The organism is Rossellomorea vietnamensis, from assembly GCF_008180415.1.
Taxonomy (GTDB): domain Bacteria; phylum Bacillota; class Bacilli; order Bacillales; family Bacillaceae_B; genus Rossellomorea; species Rossellomorea vietnamensis_C.
Genome location: NZ_VTEI01000008.1, coordinates 92,253 through 109,515, shown reverse-complemented (window position 1 = coordinate 109,515; position 17,263 = coordinate 92,253). Strand labels below are relative to the sequence as shown.

The following is a 17,263-nucleotide window of genomic DNA, read 5'->3' as shown; positions in this document are numbered from 1 at the left end:
TCCTCCTCAATCTTTCTTTTCACTGAAAATTTTTCGTGCAAAGATAAAATAAAACAACAAGGGAAGTGGACACTGTATCAACGCCCATAATCCCCAAAACCAATACTTATGACCTCTTTTCCTGGCGTCTGTAAACAAGAACAGACTTTGCAGCAGGAGAAGCGGTGCGACAATCAGAAGTGTCAGAACCTCTTCTTGTGTCATATTCTCTTCACCTGCTTATAGTAAGCTGCCCCACCGTATCCTGCTGCCGCAAGGATAGTGATACCCTGAATCACAGCGAAGAGGAGCAGGCTTTCATATAGTACAAATAGAATTACACTTATTATCAAGACAGCCAGCACAAGGAAAATAATTAATTCTTTTCGATACTTCCGCTTCAGGGCTTCCTGCTGGCTTAGGGTAAACTGCTCGAACCACTGCCCGGAAGGCGTATGATCTTCTATGTCTCTATCTATTTCTTGAAAGCTTTCTTCAAAAAGGCCATGCAGGTCTTCCCAGTCATTTTGCTGCTCCTGTTTTTCTTGTTTCATCCACTCGCAACTCCTTTCGCAAGGTCTTTATTCCATGATGGATCCGGGATTTCACCGTTCCTTCAGGCAGTTTGACCATTTCTGAGATCTCTTCATAGGAAAATCCATAGTAATGCTTCAGCACAATCGGCAGCCTGACATCTTCTGAAAGCTTTGATAAAGCTTCCATTAAATCAGTCCATTCTTCATTCCTTGATTGAATCTCCCATTTCATCTTCCGCAGATTGATTTCTTCCTGCTGCCAATCTCTTTCTTTTTTCCGCTTTCGCTGTAAATCGATGAACCGGTTTGTGGCAATCGTCATCAGCCAGGAGGATAATTTAGCTTTCCCGTTATAAAGATGAATCTTTTCCACACATTTAGCCATGGTATCCTGAGCAAGCTCTTCAGCAAGGTCGCGATTCATCGTTACCTTTACGAGATATTTTACAAGGAAAGGATAATTGTCTTTGAAAAGAACAGCAAAGGCTTTGTGATCTCCTTTTTTTGCTTTTTTAATCAACTCTTTCTCTTCCATCCTTAAAATTCCTCACTTTTTGTTCAGCTTTAGGCTGATTCATCTATAAGACGGATAACTTTGGATTTCGTTCATTTTTTTGTGGATTTTTTAAGCGTGGTGGTTTATCGAATATTGATGGGATGCTCTCTTTTTTTTCAGGTAGTTTTCGCAAAGAATGCGGCTTTGTAAAAGGAAAGGATTTCCACCCACCGGTACAAGGAGAAAGGTAAGCTAGTAATCAAACTCTTAAAAAAGAGCCTTAATTCTCTCCTCAGAAACACCTGACTCCCGTTTTTCTCTCCAACTAAGAGAATCGGATGATGAAGTGTTTCATAATCCCCGGCTCTTCTATTCACTTCCTATTTTACCGTGACTGGCTGGAAAGTATGTTACTATAGCACCAAAAAAATCGTTGCTGCGATGAGCCGTTTCGTACATAATCCCAATTCAGGATTCAACTCTATACCAAAGTTATTTATATACGGCAGCACAAAAGGACTCCTCTTAGAGCAGGTCACTGAAAAAAGTCCACCCAAGACTTTTACTTGCAGAATCGGGTCTTTTCCGCTTCAGATGTATGAAAACAGTGTTGGTTTGCGTTCAAGATGCCCACTCCACTTGGGTGTAGGCCTGATGAAATGGGCTTTATTTTAAAAGCGGCCTGTCATTTCCTTAATTGGGTACCCGGCGGTAAAAATAAGGGAACTTTTTTCCCTTATTTGCAAATTAAAGCTCAGTTTGGGGAGAATAGAGGAACTTTTTTCCTTTATATGATAAAAAGGCACATTTTTCTAGTGTATTAAGTTAAATAAGGGGAATTTATTCCCCTATTTTAGCTCTTTTTAGTGTTTTGTAGTAAATAAGGGAACTTTTTTCCTCTATTTATTTTCTAAAATACTGAACGACATGGATAAGTGCTATAGGTCACTGGATTGAACCAGCGTCTTTCCTTCGACTAGATGAAAAAAGACCCTTTCAGCCCCGGCTGGCAAATGTTCCAAAAGTCATCAAAACATTCTAAAGCTGATGTAGTAAAGAAAGCAGCATATACATTGCTTCCAAAGAAAAAAGTCAACTTTTCTTTCTATTTAAGGAAGGAAAGTTGACTTTATCTTTGGTTTGGTCTTAACAAGTAGATTATAAAAGGCTATTTCGCATATTTTGTTACTCGGATATCCCCGGTTACTAAAAGTTTATCTCATATCGAGAGTTTTTGGCGTTACTAATTTTCACCTCTCTTAATATGGTTGTCTTTTCGGAATTAGTATCAAATAGCAACAGAGTTTACGAAAAGAGCCTTATAAAATTCGTTAGATTTTCAATGCACTTTCTTAGAGCAGTCCTTTTTCACATGATTGTATTAGGAAACAACTGCAGGCTGAACGTCATCAGCCTCCTTCATGAACTTAGGCAGGATAATCGTATAGAATACACCCACCAGCATGAGGGATCCACCGACTATCCAATACAGCATCTCGATGCTTAGGATGGCCGGAAAACTGACAGCGATGAAGCCCAGTGTTATGGATTGTGAAAGCATCATAATCGGACTGATCCACCCTTGTACACGGCCCATCATCTTTGGCTCAATGATGCTCGGCATCCAGCCGCCTATCGCTATGTTCACCAGAGGAAGACCCAGTGCTGCAAGAAAGATGACAGCCAAGAAGACCCATGTTGACGTTGCAAAAGAGGACAGAATGATAAAGCTGCCCGATATCGTCAAGCCCGCAACGATCAACTGATGAAACTTGAATTTTTGAGTCAGCACGGATGCAATCACACTGCCGATGAGGACTCCTGCCCCGAAGGCTGCTCCAAGCAGAATCGAATATTCCTCGTACGTTTCCGGCGCCAATTTGTATTTTAATATGAAGATCGGCATGACGGAGAACCCGCCATTGACTACACCGAAAACAAAAAAACCGCCGATAAGACTCATTAAAAGCTTGTGATTAAAGATATACAGCATGCCCAGCTTGAAGTCCCTCATGATAAAAGAAAAGCTGAGGTCCTTCAATTTATGATGGCCATTAGGCAGCCTTGCTTCAACAGGGACCTGGCATTTTTTAATTAATATGGCGCTGATGATAAAACTAAGAGCATCCACCACGACGGCACCGTAAATTCCTGCCAGCCAGTATATCAGGATGGCAATTCCATTTCCAAGAAGCATGAAAAGACTCATGACCATTTGATTGAGTCCCGCTGCTGTCGAGTAATCATCCTTAGATAAGACGCCCTGCAAAATTCCCTGTTCAGCAGGAAAGAAAAACTTCTGAACGGCGCTTCTCAAAAACAGGATAAAGAATATAAAAGGCATCCATCCGATCAAAATCGCTCCCAATAATACAACCGACAAGACGGCACTGATCGTATCACAGTAGTACGCAATCTTCTTCCTGTCCATCCTGTCAGCCAGAACTCCGACCAGGAAAAATACTGCAAGTGTCGGTACCGAATACATCATTTCTGTAAGAGATGCATAGACAGGTTGTTCCGAAAACCGGTCCAGAAGGTAAAACATAAAAGCCGTGAGTCCAATCACGCTTCCCATATGCGAAGTGAAATTGGCGAAAAATAATTTGGTGAATGTTGGATTTTGAAATATTTCTTTGAACTTTTTCATTTCTTGATTTCTCCCATCCAATGATTTGACTTACCTTAATTGTAAGAAAATGGCGGGATTTTGTTCAGAGCCTTGTGATGGTTTCTTTCTCCGTCTCGAGGCTGAAAGGCTTTAGGCCAAAAAACCTGCGGCCCCATCGAGTCCATCCTCCATTCTTCCGCCCTGCACATTAGTAAGACTCCCTTCCGGCAAGCCGCATGCTGCTAAAAAATCTCAGCCAGGATCTCCTCTGTCCTTCGACTTTGGACTGAAACCGGAATGACTGCAAGCTTAATTGTAAGATGGGATATCAGTTGTTTTTCCAACCCTGCCCGATCCTCAAGAAGCTGCACCACTCCCTCCAATCCTTCCGGCAATGAATGGACTTTCCCATATTCCTGCTTGGTATAACTGCTGTAAAGATGCTTGAACCATTCCGGTGACCTTTTCATTTTCACATTTTCTAACACTTCTTGTACCGAAAGAGGATCTAGATATATTAATATCGAGAATGACCTCCTCAACCTCACTTATGAACTTTTTGATGCTATGACAAGGTTCGTTGTATTTTGCCATCAGCATGGTTAGAGGATTCTGCATGAAGCAGCAATCCGCCGCGATTATAAAGTCTTCTGCCTTAACTTTTTCAACAAATGTACTCCATCTATTCAAGATTAATTCCTTATAGAGCTCCGGCGGCAATTCGTTCACATCATATTTACTAAGCTCAGCTGTACATTCACTTGTAAGTTCACCCGCCTGCGATAATTAATAATACGGAATCAGCACACCTGCATGAGTTCCAGCATACTGTTGAAAAGTTTGCTTCTCCTTCAATTCAGGAAATTTAATTGATACCTGCAGCTGATCAGCAGAAACAAAAGCAGTTGCTTCATAATCAGCCGGATGATCTAGGTTACCCTCTAAATATACCCTCGTTCAATTTCTTTGTTCCTCAAGCTTCTTTCCTATGTATCCGCAAGCGGTTGTCTTTCCCGATTCGGGAATTCCCTCTACCAAAATCAGTTTCATAGTCTTTCCCCCTTACACCATTCACTTTATTCTTCCATGAATTGTCTTTTTCCTTTTTTACGATAATTTAACGCATTAAAGGGCAATCAGCCTGTCCCTTTTAATGCGGTGAAGTATGGAAGGAAGCTTAATTTACAGGGATTTACAATGTTTAAGGAGAATCTGGGAGGGGTACTACCTAATTAAGTGCAGAATACAAAACAAGATATCAACTAATTAATTTATTAGACGAGGTGAGTTTTTCATGATCCGTACAATTCTAATGATCATCGGAGCTATTGTAGTAATCGGTGCGATTCTTGCATTAATTTAATTTTTTTCTGAAGGAATGATGGAGCAGCTATGAATGTAGTAAACCATCATTCCTTTTTGGATTCCTTCAATGGAATAAGGGCTTCATTCAAGAAATAAGCGGCAGCAAGCTAAACTAATACATTTCAAATAAGAGGTGAAAGCGGATGTTTAAAAATATTTTACTTGCATACGACCATACTGACGGAAGCAGGAAGGCTCTTGAAAAATCGGTCGAACTACTTGCTCATAATAAAGAGGCTAATCTGACCGTAGTCCATGTCACGGATAAAAGCGGTTATAAAGACGAACAGGGAACGGAACAGTTCACTCGTTCACTTGATGTCACCCATACCGGACTAGGTTCTCTTGATGCACAGAACCTGCCTCATAGTTATGACAATAAGATTGAAAATCGACACCCTATCAAAAAGCAGAATAACACAGATGAATTTAAAGCTGTAAGAGAAGATCTTGAATCGAGAGGCATTCATGCAAATTATGAATTGCTTACAGGTTCAGAGGCTGACAGCATTTGCAGCTATGCAAATGACCATGAAGCAGACATTATTGTCGTGGGCAACAGCAGCAAAACAGGCATTAAGAAATGGTTCCTTGGAAGCGTCAGTGAGAAAGTTTCACATAATTGTGCAAGCAGTATTCTAATCGTTAAATAAGTTAAATAATCAGAAGCAATAAGAAATAGGCTGTCTCATCAAGGGATGACACCAAAAAACGGATACCCCTATGAAAGAAGAACTCATTCCTTCATGGCAGGAAAGTTATGGTGCCGTTCCTTTTTAGAAGCAGCTTTTTTATATTTCCCGATCCTGCTGGGCAAGAAGATCATTCATGCGGTCCTTCGCCATTTTTTTATCAAACGTACTGTAAATGCGATAGTAATCTTCATCCAAAATCCGGTAGTGGTTGCTGATGATATTTTGCTGAAGAATATACCCGCCGTCTTTATTGACTTCTTTCCACCAAATTTTCCCGCCAAAGGTTTTTTCTTTACGGTAATCAATATCTTCCCTAGCAATGACCTCGATGACTTCAAGAGGGTCACCTCCAAAAGAATTCATCAGGGTTTCACTGCTGCGAAAAAGCGCACAAACTGCAACGATTGTTGTCCATCCCGCTACCAGCCTGCCTTTTTCGATTTGCACCAGAGTTTTCTTGGACACTCCAATGACAGAGGCCATCCTATCTTGAGTATATCCGGCTTCGGCCCGGATTACTTTTATTTTTTCAGAAACCAGCAGAATCAATTCTTCTTTTGTCATCATAGACCCACCTTCCAGTCATCCTTTAGTGTAATTTTACAACAAGCATAGAGCTTTGACCATTTTACTTTTATTAAATAGTAATCGGATACTACTGACTGAATTTTTCAAAGCAAATCATCTATAACAGCTTTAAATGGATTGAATTTATTTACTAATATCCAATTTGAAGGGCTGATAATCTAGTAATTTAAGACATTAATTTTTGATTTAACGGTAATTTTCAGATAATTTTGGTGTTTTTTCCAATTCCCTCTGTGAAAAGTGCGTGATTAAAGATATATTAATAGTAGAGGTTTTATTAAAAGTATTATATAAAGATAAGAAGTCAAACCCTTACATTGTAAATTGACTTTGATGATTAGAGGTGAGAAAATGTCTCCTGTAAAAAAAGAAGTGATTAATTTCTTTATTGCCCATAAAGCAGAAATTCTAAAAGGGTGGACCGATCAGCTTTCTCCTTCAGATACAAATTTCACAAAAGAACAAATCATCGATCAAGGCCTTCAAGTCTTTGAAAAATTCATTGAAGGTTTTCATCTCCCGCAGACTGACTTGGATCCATATGTTCAAGAAGAAGCGTATAGAATTGCCAAAAAGAGGCTCGAGGCTGAAACCAATATCGGGGAGTTTGTTTATAACTTGAATCTCGGCAGATCTGAAGTCCTCAAGCACTTAGGAGGGTTAAGCAGTGAATGGGCGGATTTACAGCGCACAATTAATAAGATAAATTTTTTCTTCGATAAATTTACATATTATACAGTATCCCACTACTCCCATATGAAGGATCAGATCATCAAAGAAAAAGAGCAATATATCGATTCTCATCATGAAGACAGACTATCACTGTTAGGCAAAATGACGTCCAGCTTTGTTCACGAGTTCAGAAACCCGCTAACTTCCATCAATGGATTCATTCAGCTTTTAAAAGCGGATAATCCCAATCTATCTTACTTAGACATCATCTCGTCCGAACTTGATCAGCTTAACTTCAGAATCTCCCAATTCTTGCTGCTGTCCAAAAAGTCTTCAGTCATGACCGAAAAGACTTCATTCTCCCTCAATGGATTAATTACAGAGGCGCTTGCTTTCTTGTATCCTAGAATCCTTGAAGTCAATGTCACTATCATTAAGAATCTCGAAGAAGAATTTGAAATGATGGGCTGGAAAGAGGAGTTTAGACAAGTCCTTATCAATATCATTTTTAATGCCATTGATGTATTGAGCACCAGGGCAGCCGACCCTCAAATCTGGATAGATACGACCTTACAGGGCAGCTCCTTCTGCCTCACCATCACCAACAACGGTGACAAAATTCCTGACGAAATACTTTCCAGTATCTTTGAGCCGTTTGTCACCTCAAAGAAAGATGGAACCGGCCTTGGACTATTTATCTGCAATGAAATTGTCGAGAAGCATGGCGGTAAGCTTACATGTCATTCCACTGATGAATCCACTTCATTTATCATTACTTTGCCCGCAAAGTAGAAGGGCCGGTCTTTTTGAAGAAGCCTCTTCGAGAGACAGCCCGAACCTTTTACCGTTTATAGATTTCAAGCGAAGATGATTTGGTGCATCCATTTCTTTCAAGAACCTTTTTCATCGCCAGATTGTCCGAGTCGGTGACGCCTGCATAAACCTTTGCGTTAAGACTCTTTAAAGATGCTAAGGCAGTTTTGTGGATTTCCGCAGCATATCCACAGCCTCTGAAGTAAGGCATGACCCCAAAAAAGAAAAGTCTGCCCTCATCCTCAGTACAAGGTTCTATATGGGGAATATAGAGTCCAGCAGCCTTTCCTCCCATTCTTACAAGAATTATCTTGAACTTGTCTGGCGCCACCTCGGAAGTAAGTGAGTTGATTATACTTTCCGCTTCCTGCCGGTCATCCAGTATGTCTATCAAACAGTTTAATGTTGACTCAGCTTCTGGCTCTTCGATAATTGTAAGAATTGAATCTGACACCCCACCGGCGACATCCTCCAAATTCCTGAAGTAGACTTCCCTTTCCTTTACATTTATTAAATCCTAAGTATTTTAATTTTTTTTCAGAGCAGCCTAATCCGGCGGGCACTGCCACAGTTACTCTCTTCTTCTCAGTATGATTTAGAAGAGCTTCTAAATGATCAAATTCTTTTTTACCGATTATTTTTGCTTTTCCATTCCATTCAAACGTGCTGTACCCCTCGCCCTCGAGCAATTTCCAATTCATAAACTGTACCTCCGCTTCATCACCCTTTTACTTAATCGTAAAATATCCGGAAGTAAATTCCAATTAATTTATTCTAATTTATGAGTATTTTCATCTGTAAAGGGTATTGATTACTATCTTAACTTAAGGCTCTTTTCGTAAACTTTGTTGCTATTTGATACTAATTCCGAAAATAACCATATCTAGTGGGGTAATAGCTGGTAGCTCTGAAAAGAAAAGAGCTGCTCTCCCTCGATAAATCCGGCTCTTGGAATTTTTCCGAAAGCAGCAATATATGCGAAAACAGCCTAACTTAATAAGAAAGGACTTCAATAGAATGACACAGAACGAAATATACTTTTTGTCTCCCAGTCACCAAAGAAGTCTAATGGCAGAAGGTTGGGCACAGATATTGGATATTTCCGGCTGGAAATTCGACAGTGGCGGATGGTCAAGCACAGAATCCAGCCCTTTCAGTGTGGAAGCCATGAATGAGTTGTGTATAGACATCTCTAAGAAAAAAAGGGTAAGAGCAGATTCCCATAAGCTTAACGAAGCTTCTGTCATCATTGCCATCCATGATTTCGAAGAGGATCTTGACTTTGAGATTCCTCCGCACTGCCAGAATAAAGTCGTCCATTGGAACTTGCCCAATCCGAAAAAGAGAGCGAAAAATCCTATTGAAGAATGGGTTTTTTACCAGGAAATTTGTGATTCGCTCGCTTTAAAAGTAAAGAGTCTTAAAGACGTATTAAATACGATCACATAAACAACCACCTCGTCACTTTGATGACCAGGTGGTTTTCTTTGTAGTTATATTTGTGACCAAGTTAGATTTCAGCAAAGTTTTTATAAAACCAGCCTAATTGACATCAGCTGCTTAACCAATCAAATTCAAAGCCACTCTTTAAAGTTATTTTAGATTACGTAAAATACTCCAGCTTCGCATCTGGAAAAAATTTTTCCATGTAACCGTATAAGTTGTCCTTGATATCCTGCTCTTCATCTTTTTGATAAATGTACTTGCCTATCCCATATTTCCCCCATTTGTACCTTCTTTGATTTTCATCAAGCTCTAACTTGGTCATTGGATAGTTTTTCTCAATGACACGTTTGGCCGGCTTGGTGAAACGATGCTGGATGAATTCAAAAGTAAGATCTTTCTTTGCATAGTCCGGGAGTTCCTCATCCAGGCGCTCGAACATATGGTGATAGCCCTCTTCCCAGCCTTCATGAAGATAGATTGGCGCAACGATAAAGCCAAGCGGATACCCTGCTCTCGCTACCTTTCCAGCTGCTTCGATCCTTTTGGCAAGCGGCGATGTTCCAGGTTCAAAGTTTTTAATAACATAGTCTGCATTGATACTGAAGCGAAATCTTGTTTTTCCATTATGCTTAGCATCCAGCAAGTGATCGACATGATGAAACTTGGTTACAAACCTTAACTTGCCGTACTCTGATTCCCCAAAATGTTCAATCGCTCTTTTTAAAGAATGAGTCAAGTGGTCAATCCCGACAATATCGGATGTACAGGCTGCCTCAAACCTGGTGAATTCAGGGGCCCGTTCTTTCATATAGTTATCTGCCGCATCAAGAATTTCATCTACATTAACATAGGTTCGTATGTACGGCTTGCTTCCCATCGTTGTTTGCAGATAACAATAGTGGCAATGTCCCATGCAACCTGTAGCAAATGGAATAGCGTATTCGGCAGACGGCTTCGAAGTATCGAATTTAAGTGTTTTTCTTACACCTACCACCAAAGTCGATTTCGCCACACGATATTTCTGGAAGTGATTATCTCCAGGCAGATTCCGGACCTGATTATGTGAAGTCGTTTCTCGGATTTCGATATCAAGCTTTTCAAATTTCTCTTTCAGCTGTTTTCCGAGAGGATATTCAAGTGCTCCCGGTTCAATATATACTAACTGAGGCATAAATGGTTTGATCATATCATGCCCTCCTATATATCGCCGAAATAGCTTTGATAGGCCTGTTCAGCTTGGTCGGCCGTCTGGTAAACAGCTATCTCATCATCCAGCGGATAATAGGTTTCATATAAAAATAAGGCAAGTTGAGATGGATCGTCAGGATTGTGGACCACCGCAGCTTCCTGAATATTCGCTACACTTTGAGTATGGGGATTTCGATACATCACATATACAACATCCCCCGCTTGATAAGGAGACAATTCATTATTTAACTCCATCTAAAAAACATCCTTTCGAATAAACAGTATGTATTCATTTTTCCTAAAAGGTCTGTTTTTTATAGGTGGGTTTTTCTGGGTTTATAGTAAACGCGCTATTTTTCTCTATTCAGTATAAAAAAGAAAGCCTTCTCCTTTGAGAGAAAGCTTCCGCTATAAAGAATAAAGTAGTTTTGTGTTCTTCAACAGAATAGAATACACATCTTTCACTCTTTCATGTTTGATTTTGGCGATGGCTTCAATTGTCCTGTGAATCATTTTGGGATGTGTCATCTGCCCTTTAAAGGGACCATCAAATTCCCAAGGGCCATCCGTCTCAACGAGCATTAATTCAAGAGGATAAGCATCTACAATCTCCACAATTTCTTCTTCATATAAAAGATCAGGAGTTACCGAAAGATAGTAGCCGTTTTCTTTCATCTTCTTAAGCGTCTTGGAAGATCCTTTGAACCAGTGAAAATGAGCCTTATGGATGGACGCTTCCTCAAGCATCGGAACCACTAGATCTGCGTCATCATAAACAGCATGGAGTATGATTGGTTTCTCCAAGGCCTTCGCCTTGCTGATGAACACCTTTAGTAATTCTATATAAGGACCAAGCTCCAAATCCCGATGCTCCTGCCTTAGATAATAAGGCAGGCCGACTTCCCCGACAGCAATCATCGTTTCTCTGTGTTCCTGCATGAACTGCAGAATACTTTGCAGTTCTCCTTCTGAAGGAAGAGGCTGTTCGGGATGATGACCAAAAGCCGGCCGTATTCTTCCATCCATTCGGGACAGCCGGAGATTTTCATGACAGGACTTCAGATGAAAGGACACTGATATAAGAGCAGCGATGTTCCCAAGATGAATGTCCGATAAAATCAAATCCTGCTGGAGGGGTTGATATAAATCAAAATGAATATGTGAATCAATGATGCGACTCCTCAGTTCCTTACTCATGAACGGCCAGCTCTTTATATATTGTCTTTTTGCATTGAAGGAATTCCTCACTGAGCACGAGACTTTCATCACGCGGCCTTGTAAAAGGAACTTGGAATTCCTTCTTGATAGAAGCAGGCCTTTGGGAAAGCACAATCAGCCTGTCTGAAAGAAACAGAGCCTCTTCGATGTTATGAGTTACAAAAATGATGCTTTTTTTATTCTCCTCCCAGATGGATAAAAGCCACTTCTGCATATCCAGACGGGTAAATTCATCCAGTGCTGAAAATGGTTCATCCAGGCAAATGATTGGCTGGGGGCTGAGCAAAGCCCGTATGAATGCCACCCTCTGTTTCATACCGCCAGATAACTCATGCGGGTATGCTTTTTCATATCCATCCAAACCTGCTCTCTCTATCATTCTGAGGGCACCTTCCCTGTCCTTTTCCCCGGACAACTCCTGGCCGAGCAATACGTTTTCAACTACGTTTCGCCACGGTAAAAGGGCTGGGGCCTGCGGCATATAGCTTATAAAACCTCTGCGCCCATTGATATTTTCCCCATCGATTTTGATACTTCCTTTTTCCGGGGAATACAGCCCGCCTATCAGATGAAACAGAGTGCTCTTTCCACTTCCGGAAGGACCGAGGACGGATAGAAATTCTCCATCGCCGACTGAAAGGGAGAGATTATCCAGGATGAGCTGGTTATCAAAGGATTTATTCAGATTATCGATTCTCAACTTTTCCACTTCTCTCATCTCCTTTCGGCTGCCATTTGATCAGCCATTTTTCCATGCCGATGATTAAAGCAAAGAACACCAGGCTCAGCAGCATAATAGCAAAAATGGCAACAAATACCCGGTCCGTCCTGAAGGAAGATGAAGCCAGGGTCATAAATACCCCAATTCCTTGTTTGGCCCCCAGCCACTCTGAAATGACGGCACCCATCACACTATAAGTAGCCGAAATCTTCAACCCTGAAAAAATGGAAGGAAGAGAATGCGGCCATTCAAGCTTTCGAAAGATCTGCATCTTGCTTGCGCCAGCCATCTGCATATAATGCTTAAGCTCATTGCCCGTCTGCCTGAAACCATCCAATGCTGGCACTGCTACAGGAAAAAAACAGACTAGCGTGATGACAATCATCTTCGGCAGCAGTCCGAAGCCGAACCACACCACCAATAGAGGCGCAAGGACAATAATCGGTATATTTTGCGAGAGAATCAGCAGCGGATACACCGACTCCCTCAAGATCGGAATGAGGTGAAGCCCCACTGCCACAATTAACCCGATGCTGCAGCCAATCGAAAAGCCAAGAAGTGTCAAGAATACCGTAGATGTCAGATGCTCTTGAAAAGTTGGCCAAACAGTAATAGCTTCACTCCCTACACGGGATGGAGAAGGAAGCAGCCACGCAGGGATATCAGCAGTCCGGACAGCGATTTCCCAAATAATGAACAAGAGGATGATGGCCACGGCAGGCCGCCATCCCCTTTGAAGGAATCTATTCCTCATTTATATTTCTCCGTTAATTGATCCATGGAAATCCCGCTTGGCTGATAAAGGATCTTCACCTGGGAAATCACATTTCTGCTTCCCAATTCGATCATTTTTTCATTCATCTTTTCAATCACGTTCATTAATTCAGTCAAGTCACCCTCCATAGTGGTTTCCAAAGGATGCACTTCATACTTCACTCCTGAATCTTCAATGACTGCAATGGCAGCGTCCACATAAGGGATCACATCTTCACCATTTTTGGTTTTAGGTATTATTTGTATACTGACTAAACTATTTTTCATATTCTGATCACCTCTTATTCCGGCAAGAATTCATTGGTAAACGCTTGTTCAGCGTCAAGTTCTGATTCCAGGAGTTCGTTGTCGAACATCCAATCGGCATAGTTTTCCCAGACTTCCAGCTTTTGCTCTCCCCATCGTGGAGCATCGTCGGTATATCTGGAAGCCAGCCACTCCTGGCTTCTCTTAACAAGATCCTCGTCAAGGTCCGGCGCGGCATCAATAAGGATTTGTGCGGCCTCTTCCGGGTTATCTATACTAAAATTATACCCTTTTGAAGCGGCTGCTAAAAATGCTTTAACTGTTTCCGGGTCTTCTTCAATCATGTCTTCATTCGTCGTAAGAACCGGGGTATAGTAATCCAGCTTTTCCGAGTAGTCTGTTAAATAAATCATGTTGATATCTTCATTTCTAAGTTCAGCCTCGATTCCAGTCCAGCCATAATAAATCCAGGCAAAATCGATGTCCCTTTGAACAGCAGTAAAGAAGTCACTGTCACCCATGTTAACGATATCCACGTTCGATATATCAGCGTTTTCCTGAGCCATGATAGAAGCCATTACCTCCTCTTCAACTGGTGATCCCCAGCCGCCATAGGTCTTGCCTTCAAAGTCCTTCGGCGTTTCTATATTCTTATCTGCCGGGGAAGCAAAGCCGGAAGTATTATGCTGAATAACCGCTGCAATCGATACAAGCGGTACATCCTGCACCCGGGCCTGCGTAACCCCTTCCTGGTAACCGACACCAAAATCAGCTTGTCCGGAAGCCACGATGGAATCCGCACCCGCTTCACCAGGCATGATGATTTCCACATCAAGGCCTTCTTCCTCAAAATAACCGTTTTCCTTTGCTGCATATAAACCGGTGTGATTTGTGTTCGGAGTCCAATCCAATACAACCGAAACTTCCTTCAGCGCTTCAGATTCACTCCCGCTGCCGTTTTCGTTCTGTCCTTCATTGTTATTCTGTCCGCAGCCGGTGATTAAAACAGCCGAGAATAGAATCGCAAATGCCTTCTTCATTAAGGTTCCTCCCTGTTGGTCAAAAAATTTACGAGTCATCTATAGAACCTGTCATATTAAAATTGCAGTCTGTTTCATCAAATAAAAAAGCGTCCCGGAATGGACCCGGGACGCATATTGAAAACAGAATGACCGTTTAGAATATGTTCCCTACGCTGGTCTCAGCCAGATCAGGTTCCAAGGGTCAGTATCTATCAGGATACAATCTCAACCAGCTCCACTGGTCCCCCCACTATTCTCGCATATTAAATTCATTTCCATCCTTTACTTTGACACACTATTCCCTAAAATTCAAGAAATAACATCACAGGATTTATCACTTTTAAGCGTATAAGTACTCTTATTTTGAACTTTTGATCATTCAAGCTATAATTGATGGAAAGAGAAAAGACGAGGAGGAGACAGATGGAAAGAGTACAACTAACAAATGACCTGACTTTCTCAAGATTCATTCATGGTCTGTGGCGCCTGTCCGACTGGAATCAATCAAAGGAAGAAACCTTGAAGCTGATTGAAGAGGTATTGGAAACAGGCATCACTACTTTTGATCACGCCGACATATACGGCAGTTATACATGTGAAAATTTATTCGGTGAGGCATTGGCTTTAAAACCATCATTGCGAGAGAAGATGGAAATCGTCACTAAATGCGGAATTATCCTGCCATCTACTAATCGCCCGGAACACAAGACACACCATTATAATACAAGCAAGGAACATATCATGGAGTCAGCGGAAAACTCGCTGGCCAGCCTGAAAACGGATTACATAGATGTGCTTCTCATTCACCGTCCGGATCCATTTATGAACCCTGAACAAACTGCTGAGGCGTTCAATCAGCTTCATAAAGAAGGAAAAGTTCGCCACTTTGGTGTTTCCAACTTCAAGAGCCACCAATTCAGCATGCTTCAGTCCTATCTTGACTTTCCTCTGATAACCAATCAGATTGAGTTATCACCCTATGTACTGGAAAACTTTGAAGACGGCACAATTGATCACGCCCTTCAGAACCGGATCCCTCCCATGGCCTGGTCGCCATTGGCGGGTGGAAAGATCTTTTCCAGTGGTGATGAGAAGGCTGCACGCCTTCGCGGCACCTTGGAAAAAATCCGTGCGGAAAAAGATGCGGATGGCATTGATCAAATCATCTATGCCTGGTTATTGAATCATCCGTCTAGAATCATGCCGATCATCGGGTCCGGGAAGCTGGACAGAATCCGTAATGCTGCTGCTTCTCAAGATATTCACCTTGATCCTAATCAATGGTTTGAGATTCTTCAAAGCTCCATGGGGCATGACGTACCTTAATTTCTACCATAAAAAAGAATCCTGCGCATAGAAGCAGGATTCTTTTTTATACATATCTTTCGCCGCTTAATTCATTGTCACCGAGAACCTTGGTGATCGACTTCTCCACATAGTGTGCAAGATACTCTTTTTGCAATTCAATTTTACTCAACTCATAGAGCTGTTTATCGGATACTTTATAAATTCCAATTCGAAGTAGTTGTTTAATATAAAAATCTTCTGTTGAACTTAGTTTTCTTTGCTGCACGGTTTATCCCTCCGAAGAGAGTATACCCGCTTTTAATATTTTCTAACCTCAGGAAGAAAATTTTAAAAGTTTGGCTGTTTGACCGGCAGGCTGACCGATACAATGGTCCCCTTCCCTTCTTCACTTTCATACTGGATAGACCCATGATGTTCTTCGATAATCTTAAAACTTACCATTAACCCCAGGCCGGTTCCATCCGATTTAGTCGTATGAAAAGGTGTCCCGAGGTGGGCCAGGTTTTCTTTAGAAATCCCCTGCCCTCCATCTTTTATTGTCAGCTTGATCATCTCTGAATTCTGCAATTCTGCTTTAATGGCAACCTCTCCGCCAAAAGGCATGGCCTCCATACCATTTTTAATCAAGTTAATCAAAACCTGTTTGACATGTTTAGCATCGCACTCGATCAATGGAAGATCGTCTGATTCTCTAAGGAAGCCGACGCCCTGATTCATGGCATCACTGTCCATTACTTTCAGTACATACTCAATGATCTCATTGATATCCTGCATCTCGAAATTCATCCCTTTTGGCTTCCCGATTACCAACAAATCATCAAGCAAAGAGGAAATCCGTTCTATTTCATTTGTCATTATCGTATAGTACTCGCCGTCTTCAGGATGCTTCTCATGCTGCAGCTGAGTGAAACCTTTCAACGATGCCAAGGGATTCCTGACCTCATGGCTTATTGATGTAGCGAACCTTCCGACAGCTGCGAGTTTTTCTGCATGGCGGAGTTCGTCGTTCATTTTAATTCGTGTCTTCATATTGGATATATAACGATTGAGAATGATAAATGATATAAGAGAAAAAATACTGTACAGAAAAATGGCTAATACCATACTTCCTTGCTGGAAAACACTCGCCAACAGAGCATACTTAAAAATAAAGCCTGCAGAAGTATACCAAAAGAAACGCTTATTGATGAATAGCGGAGAAAAAAGTATAAATACTAACTCGACTGCATTCCCGATACCCATATTGCTACTGTTATTTTCTAATTGAATCAAGATATTATTCAATATGTCTACAGTAAGAAAACCAAATAGATAAAAGTACTTTACTGCAAAGATTTTTCCAATTTTATTAATATACATGGAGATAGGGAGAAATAAAATAAAAATCAGATGGTACCAAAAACCAAGTCCCCCGTCAGGTAAACCAAAACTATTTCTTTCACTTAAATATGGGAGTAAATAATAATAAAATACATCATATATAATCAGGCAAATATAGAACAACGCCAGAAAAAGTCTTAGGGCTTTGATTTCTTCGCCTTCTAGGAAGAAGGATTTATTGGATTGCTTTTGTTTGTTCATTGTT

21 protein-coding genes and 1 riboswitch are annotated in these 17,263 nt (G+C 41.2%); of the genes, 4 read left to right on the top strand and 17 right to left on the bottom strand.

What is annotated here, in order from left to right:
- Nucleotides 1-6 precede the first annotated feature (6 nt).
- The 5 genes from FZC78_RS15845 to FZC78_RS15825 all read right to left on the bottom strand — a co-directional run bounded on the left by FZC78_RS15845 (nucleotide 7) and on the right by FZC78_RS15825 (nucleotide 4,312).
- On the bottom strand, nucleotides 7-204 hold the full coding sequence (locus FZC78_RS15845; protein ID WP_148941031.1) for a sigmaY antisigma factor component: 198 nt from the start codon (nucleotides 202-204) through the stop codon (nucleotides 7-9).
- Nucleotides 201-533, bottom strand: coding sequence for a YxlC family protein (locus FZC78_RS15840; RefSeq protein ID WP_148941029.1), 333 nt, complete (start codon nucleotides 531-533; stop codon nucleotides 201-203). Before FZC78_RS15840 ends, FZC78_RS15845 begins: the two co-directional genes overlap by 4 nt.
- A complete protein-coding gene (sigY, locus tag FZC78_RS15835; protein WP_148941027.1) occupies nucleotides 502-1,050 on the bottom strand; it encodes an RNA polymerase sigma factor SigY in 549 nt (182 codons plus the stop codon). The genes FZC78_RS15840 and sigY overlap by 32 nt, the downstream gene beginning before the upstream one ends.
- A 1,342-nt stretch (nucleotides 1,051-2,392) precedes the next feature.
- A complete protein-coding gene (locus tag FZC78_RS15830; RefSeq protein WP_148941025.1) occupies nucleotides 2,393-3,661 on the bottom strand; it encodes an MFS transporter in 1,269 nt (422 codons plus the stop codon).
- A gap of 318 nt (nucleotides 3,662-3,979) precedes the next feature.
- Nucleotides 3,980-4,312, bottom strand: a complete 333-nt coding sequence (locus FZC78_RS15825; RefSeq protein WP_148941023.1) for a hypothetical protein — start codon at nucleotides 4,310-4,312, stop codon at nucleotides 3,980-3,982.
- An 818-nt stretch (nucleotides 4,313-5,130) separates the two neighbouring features.
- Here FZC78_RS15825 and FZC78_RS15820 point away from each other — a divergent pair.
- Nucleotides 5,131-5,640, top strand: coding sequence for a universal stress protein (locus tag FZC78_RS15820; RefSeq protein ID WP_148941021.1), 510 nt, complete (start codon nucleotides 5,131-5,133; stop codon nucleotides 5,638-5,640).
- Nucleotides 5,641-5,778: 138 nt separating this feature from the next.
- On the opposite strand, the gene FZC78_RS15815 is transcribed toward FZC78_RS15820, so the two are convergent.
- Nucleotides 5,779-6,246 carry a helix-turn-helix transcriptional regulator gene (locus FZC78_RS15815; RefSeq protein ID WP_148941114.1) on the bottom strand — a complete coding sequence of 156 codons (468 nt, stop codon included), beginning with the start codon at nucleotides 6,244-6,246 and terminating at the stop codon, nucleotides 5,779-5,781.
- A 375-nt stretch (nucleotides 6,247-6,621) separates the two neighbouring features.
- Between FZC78_RS15815 and FZC78_RS15810 the strand changes: the two genes are divergently transcribed.
- Nucleotides 6,622-7,734 carry a histidine kinase N-terminal domain-containing protein gene (locus FZC78_RS15810; protein ID WP_148941019.1) on the top strand — a complete coding sequence of 371 codons (1,113 nt, stop codon included), beginning with the start codon at nucleotides 6,622-6,624 and terminating at the stop codon, nucleotides 7,732-7,734.
- 49 nt (nucleotides 7,735-7,783) lie between these two features.
- On the opposite strand, the gene FZC78_RS15805 is transcribed toward FZC78_RS15810, so the two are convergent.
- Entirely contained in the window at nucleotides 7,784-8,209 is a 426-nt protein-coding gene (locus FZC78_RS15805; protein WP_148941017.1) for a GNAT family N-acetyltransferase, read from the bottom strand.
- A complete protein-coding gene (locus FZC78_RS15800) occupies nucleotides 8,166-8,456 on the bottom strand; it encodes a hypothetical protein (RefSeq protein WP_148941015.1) in 291 nt (96 codons plus the stop codon). The genes FZC78_RS15805 and FZC78_RS15800 overlap by 44 nt, the downstream gene beginning before the upstream one ends.
- A gap of 367 nt (nucleotides 8,457-8,823) precedes the next feature.
- On the opposite strand from FZC78_RS15800, the gene FZC78_RS15795 reads away from it, so the two are divergent.
- Nucleotides 8,824-9,204, top strand: a complete 381-nt coding sequence (locus FZC78_RS15795; RefSeq protein ID WP_148941014.1) for a hypothetical protein — start codon at nucleotides 8,824-8,826, stop codon at nucleotides 9,202-9,204.
- A gap of 154 nt (nucleotides 9,205-9,358) precedes the next feature.
- Here the strand turns inward: FZC78_RS15795 and splB are convergent, their stop codons facing one another.
- The 7 genes from splB to FZC78_RS15760 all read right to left on the bottom strand — a co-directional run bounded on the left by splB (nucleotide 9,359) and on the right by FZC78_RS15760 (nucleotide 14,388).
- The gene (gene splB, locus FZC78_RS15790; RefSeq protein ID WP_148941012.1) at nucleotides 9,359-10,387 is read right to left on the bottom strand and encodes a spore photoproduct lyase; all 1,029 of its coding nucleotides are present in this window, start codon (nucleotides 10,385-10,387) and stop codon (nucleotides 9,359-9,361) included.
- A gap of 11 nt (nucleotides 10,388-10,398) precedes the next feature.
- On the bottom strand, nucleotides 10,399-10,644 hold the full coding sequence (locus FZC78_RS15785; protein ID WP_148941011.1) for a transcriptional regulator SplA domain-containing protein: 246 nt from the start codon (nucleotides 10,642-10,644) through the stop codon (nucleotides 10,399-10,401).
- A gap of 153 nt (nucleotides 10,645-10,797) precedes the next feature.
- Nucleotides 10,798-11,586: a TatD family hydrolase gene (locus FZC78_RS15780; RefSeq protein ID WP_148941009.1), complete on the bottom strand. Its 789-nt coding sequence runs from the start codon at nucleotides 11,584-11,586 to the stop codon at nucleotides 10,798-10,800.
- Entirely contained in the window at nucleotides 11,579-12,316 is a 738-nt protein-coding gene (locus FZC78_RS15775; protein WP_187444960.1) for an ABC transporter ATP-binding protein, read from the bottom strand. The genes FZC78_RS15780 and FZC78_RS15775 overlap by 8 nt, the downstream gene beginning before the upstream one ends.
- Nucleotides 12,294-13,082, bottom strand: a complete 789-nt coding sequence (locus tag FZC78_RS15770) for an ABC transporter permease (protein ID WP_148941005.1) — start codon at nucleotides 13,080-13,082, stop codon at nucleotides 12,294-12,296. Before FZC78_RS15770 ends, FZC78_RS15775 begins: the two co-directional genes overlap by 23 nt.
- Nucleotides 13,079-13,369: a thiamine-binding protein gene (locus FZC78_RS15765; protein ID WP_148941003.1), complete on the bottom strand. Its 291-nt coding sequence runs from the start codon at nucleotides 13,367-13,369 to the stop codon at nucleotides 13,079-13,081. The genes FZC78_RS15770 and FZC78_RS15765 overlap by 4 nt, the downstream gene beginning before the upstream one ends.
- Nucleotides 13,370-13,383: 14 nt before the next feature.
- Nucleotides 13,384-14,388 carry an ABC transporter substrate-binding protein gene (locus FZC78_RS15760; RefSeq protein WP_148941001.1) on the bottom strand — a complete coding sequence of 335 codons (1,005 nt, stop codon included), beginning with the start codon at nucleotides 14,386-14,388 and terminating at the stop codon, nucleotides 13,384-13,386.
- A 130-nt stretch (nucleotides 14,389-14,518) separates the two neighbouring features.
- A riboswitch (TPP riboswitch) is annotated at nucleotides 14,519-14,629 on the bottom strand.
- A gap of 164 nt (nucleotides 14,630-14,793) precedes the next feature.
- Here FZC78_RS15760 and FZC78_RS15755 point away from each other — a divergent pair.
- Entirely contained in the window at nucleotides 14,794-15,696 is a 903-nt protein-coding gene (locus FZC78_RS15755; protein ID WP_148940999.1) for an aldo/keto reductase, read from the top strand.
- 46 nt (nucleotides 15,697-15,742) lie between these two features.
- Here FZC78_RS15755 and FZC78_RS24875 read toward each other — a convergent pair whose 3' ends face one another.
- Nucleotides 15,743-15,943: a Fur-regulated basic protein FbpA gene (locus FZC78_RS24875; RefSeq protein WP_148940997.1), complete on the bottom strand. Its 201-nt coding sequence runs from the start codon at nucleotides 15,941-15,943 to the stop codon at nucleotides 15,743-15,745.
- A 62-nt stretch (nucleotides 15,944-16,005) separates the two neighbouring features.
- Entirely contained in the window at nucleotides 16,006-17,259 is a 1,254-nt protein-coding gene (locus FZC78_RS15745; RefSeq protein ID WP_148940995.1) for an ATP-binding protein, read from the bottom strand.
- Nucleotides 17,260-17,263 lie beyond the last annotated feature (4 nt).

Coding starts and splice junctions, on each gene's coding strand:
- FZC78_RS15845 (WP_148941031.1), bottom strand. CDS start 204: ATGACACAAGAAGAGGTTCTGACACTTCTGATTGTCGCACCGCTTCTC.
- FZC78_RS15840 (WP_148941029.1), bottom strand. CDS start 533: ATGAAACAAGAAAAACAGGAGCAGCAAAATGACTGGGAAGACCTGCAT.
- sigY (WP_148941027.1), bottom strand. CDS start 1,050: ATGGAAGAGAAAGAGTTGATTAAAAAAGCAAAAAAAGGAGATCACAAA.
- FZC78_RS15830 (WP_148941025.1), bottom strand. CDS start 3,661: ATGAAAAAGTTCAAAGAAATATTTCAAAATCCAACATTCACCAAATTA.
- FZC78_RS15820 (WP_148941021.1), top strand. CDS start 5,131: ATGTTTAAAAATATTTTACTTGCATACGACCATACTGACGGAAGCAGG.
- FZC78_RS15815 (WP_148941114.1), bottom strand. CDS start 6,246: ATGACAAAAGAAGAATTGATTCTGCTGGTTTCTGAAAAAATAAAAGTA.
- FZC78_RS15810 (WP_148941019.1), top strand. CDS start 6,622: ATGTCTCCTGTAAAAAAAGAAGTGATTAATTTCTTTATTGCCCATAAA.
- FZC78_RS15800 (WP_148941015.1), bottom strand. CDS start 8,456: ATGAATTGGAAATTGCTCGAGGGCGAGGGGTACAGCACGTTTGAATGG.
- FZC78_RS15795 (WP_148941014.1), top strand. CDS start 8,824: ATGGCAGAAGGTTGGGCACAGATATTGGATATTTCCGGCTGGAAATTC.
- splB (WP_148941012.1), bottom strand. CDS start 10,387: ATGATCAAACCATTTATGCCTCAGTTAGTATATATTGAACCGGGAGCA.
- FZC78_RS15785 (WP_148941011.1), bottom strand. CDS start 10,644: ATGGAGTTAAATAATGAATTGTCTCCTTATCAAGCGGGGGATGTTGTA.
- FZC78_RS15780 (WP_148941009.1), bottom strand. CDS start 11,586: ATGAGTAAGGAACTGAGGAGTCGCATCATTGATTCACATATTCATTTT.
- FZC78_RS15770 (WP_148941005.1), bottom strand. CDS start 13,082: ATGAGGAATAGATTCCTTCAAAGGGGATGGCGGCCTGCCGTGGCCATC.
- FZC78_RS15765 (WP_148941003.1), bottom strand. CDS start 13,369: ATGAAAAATAGTTTAGTCAGTATACAAATAATACCTAAAACCAAAAAT.
- FZC78_RS15760 (WP_148941001.1), bottom strand. CDS start 14,388: ATGAAGAAGGCATTTGCGATTCTATTCTCGGCTGTTTTAATCACCGGC.
- FZC78_RS15755 (WP_148940999.1), top strand. CDS start 14,794: ATGGAAAGAGTACAACTAACAAATGACCTGACTTTCTCAAGATTCATT.
- FZC78_RS15745 (WP_148940995.1), bottom strand. CDS start 17,259: ATGAACAAACAAAAGCAATCCAATAAATCCTTCTTCCTAGAAGGCGAA.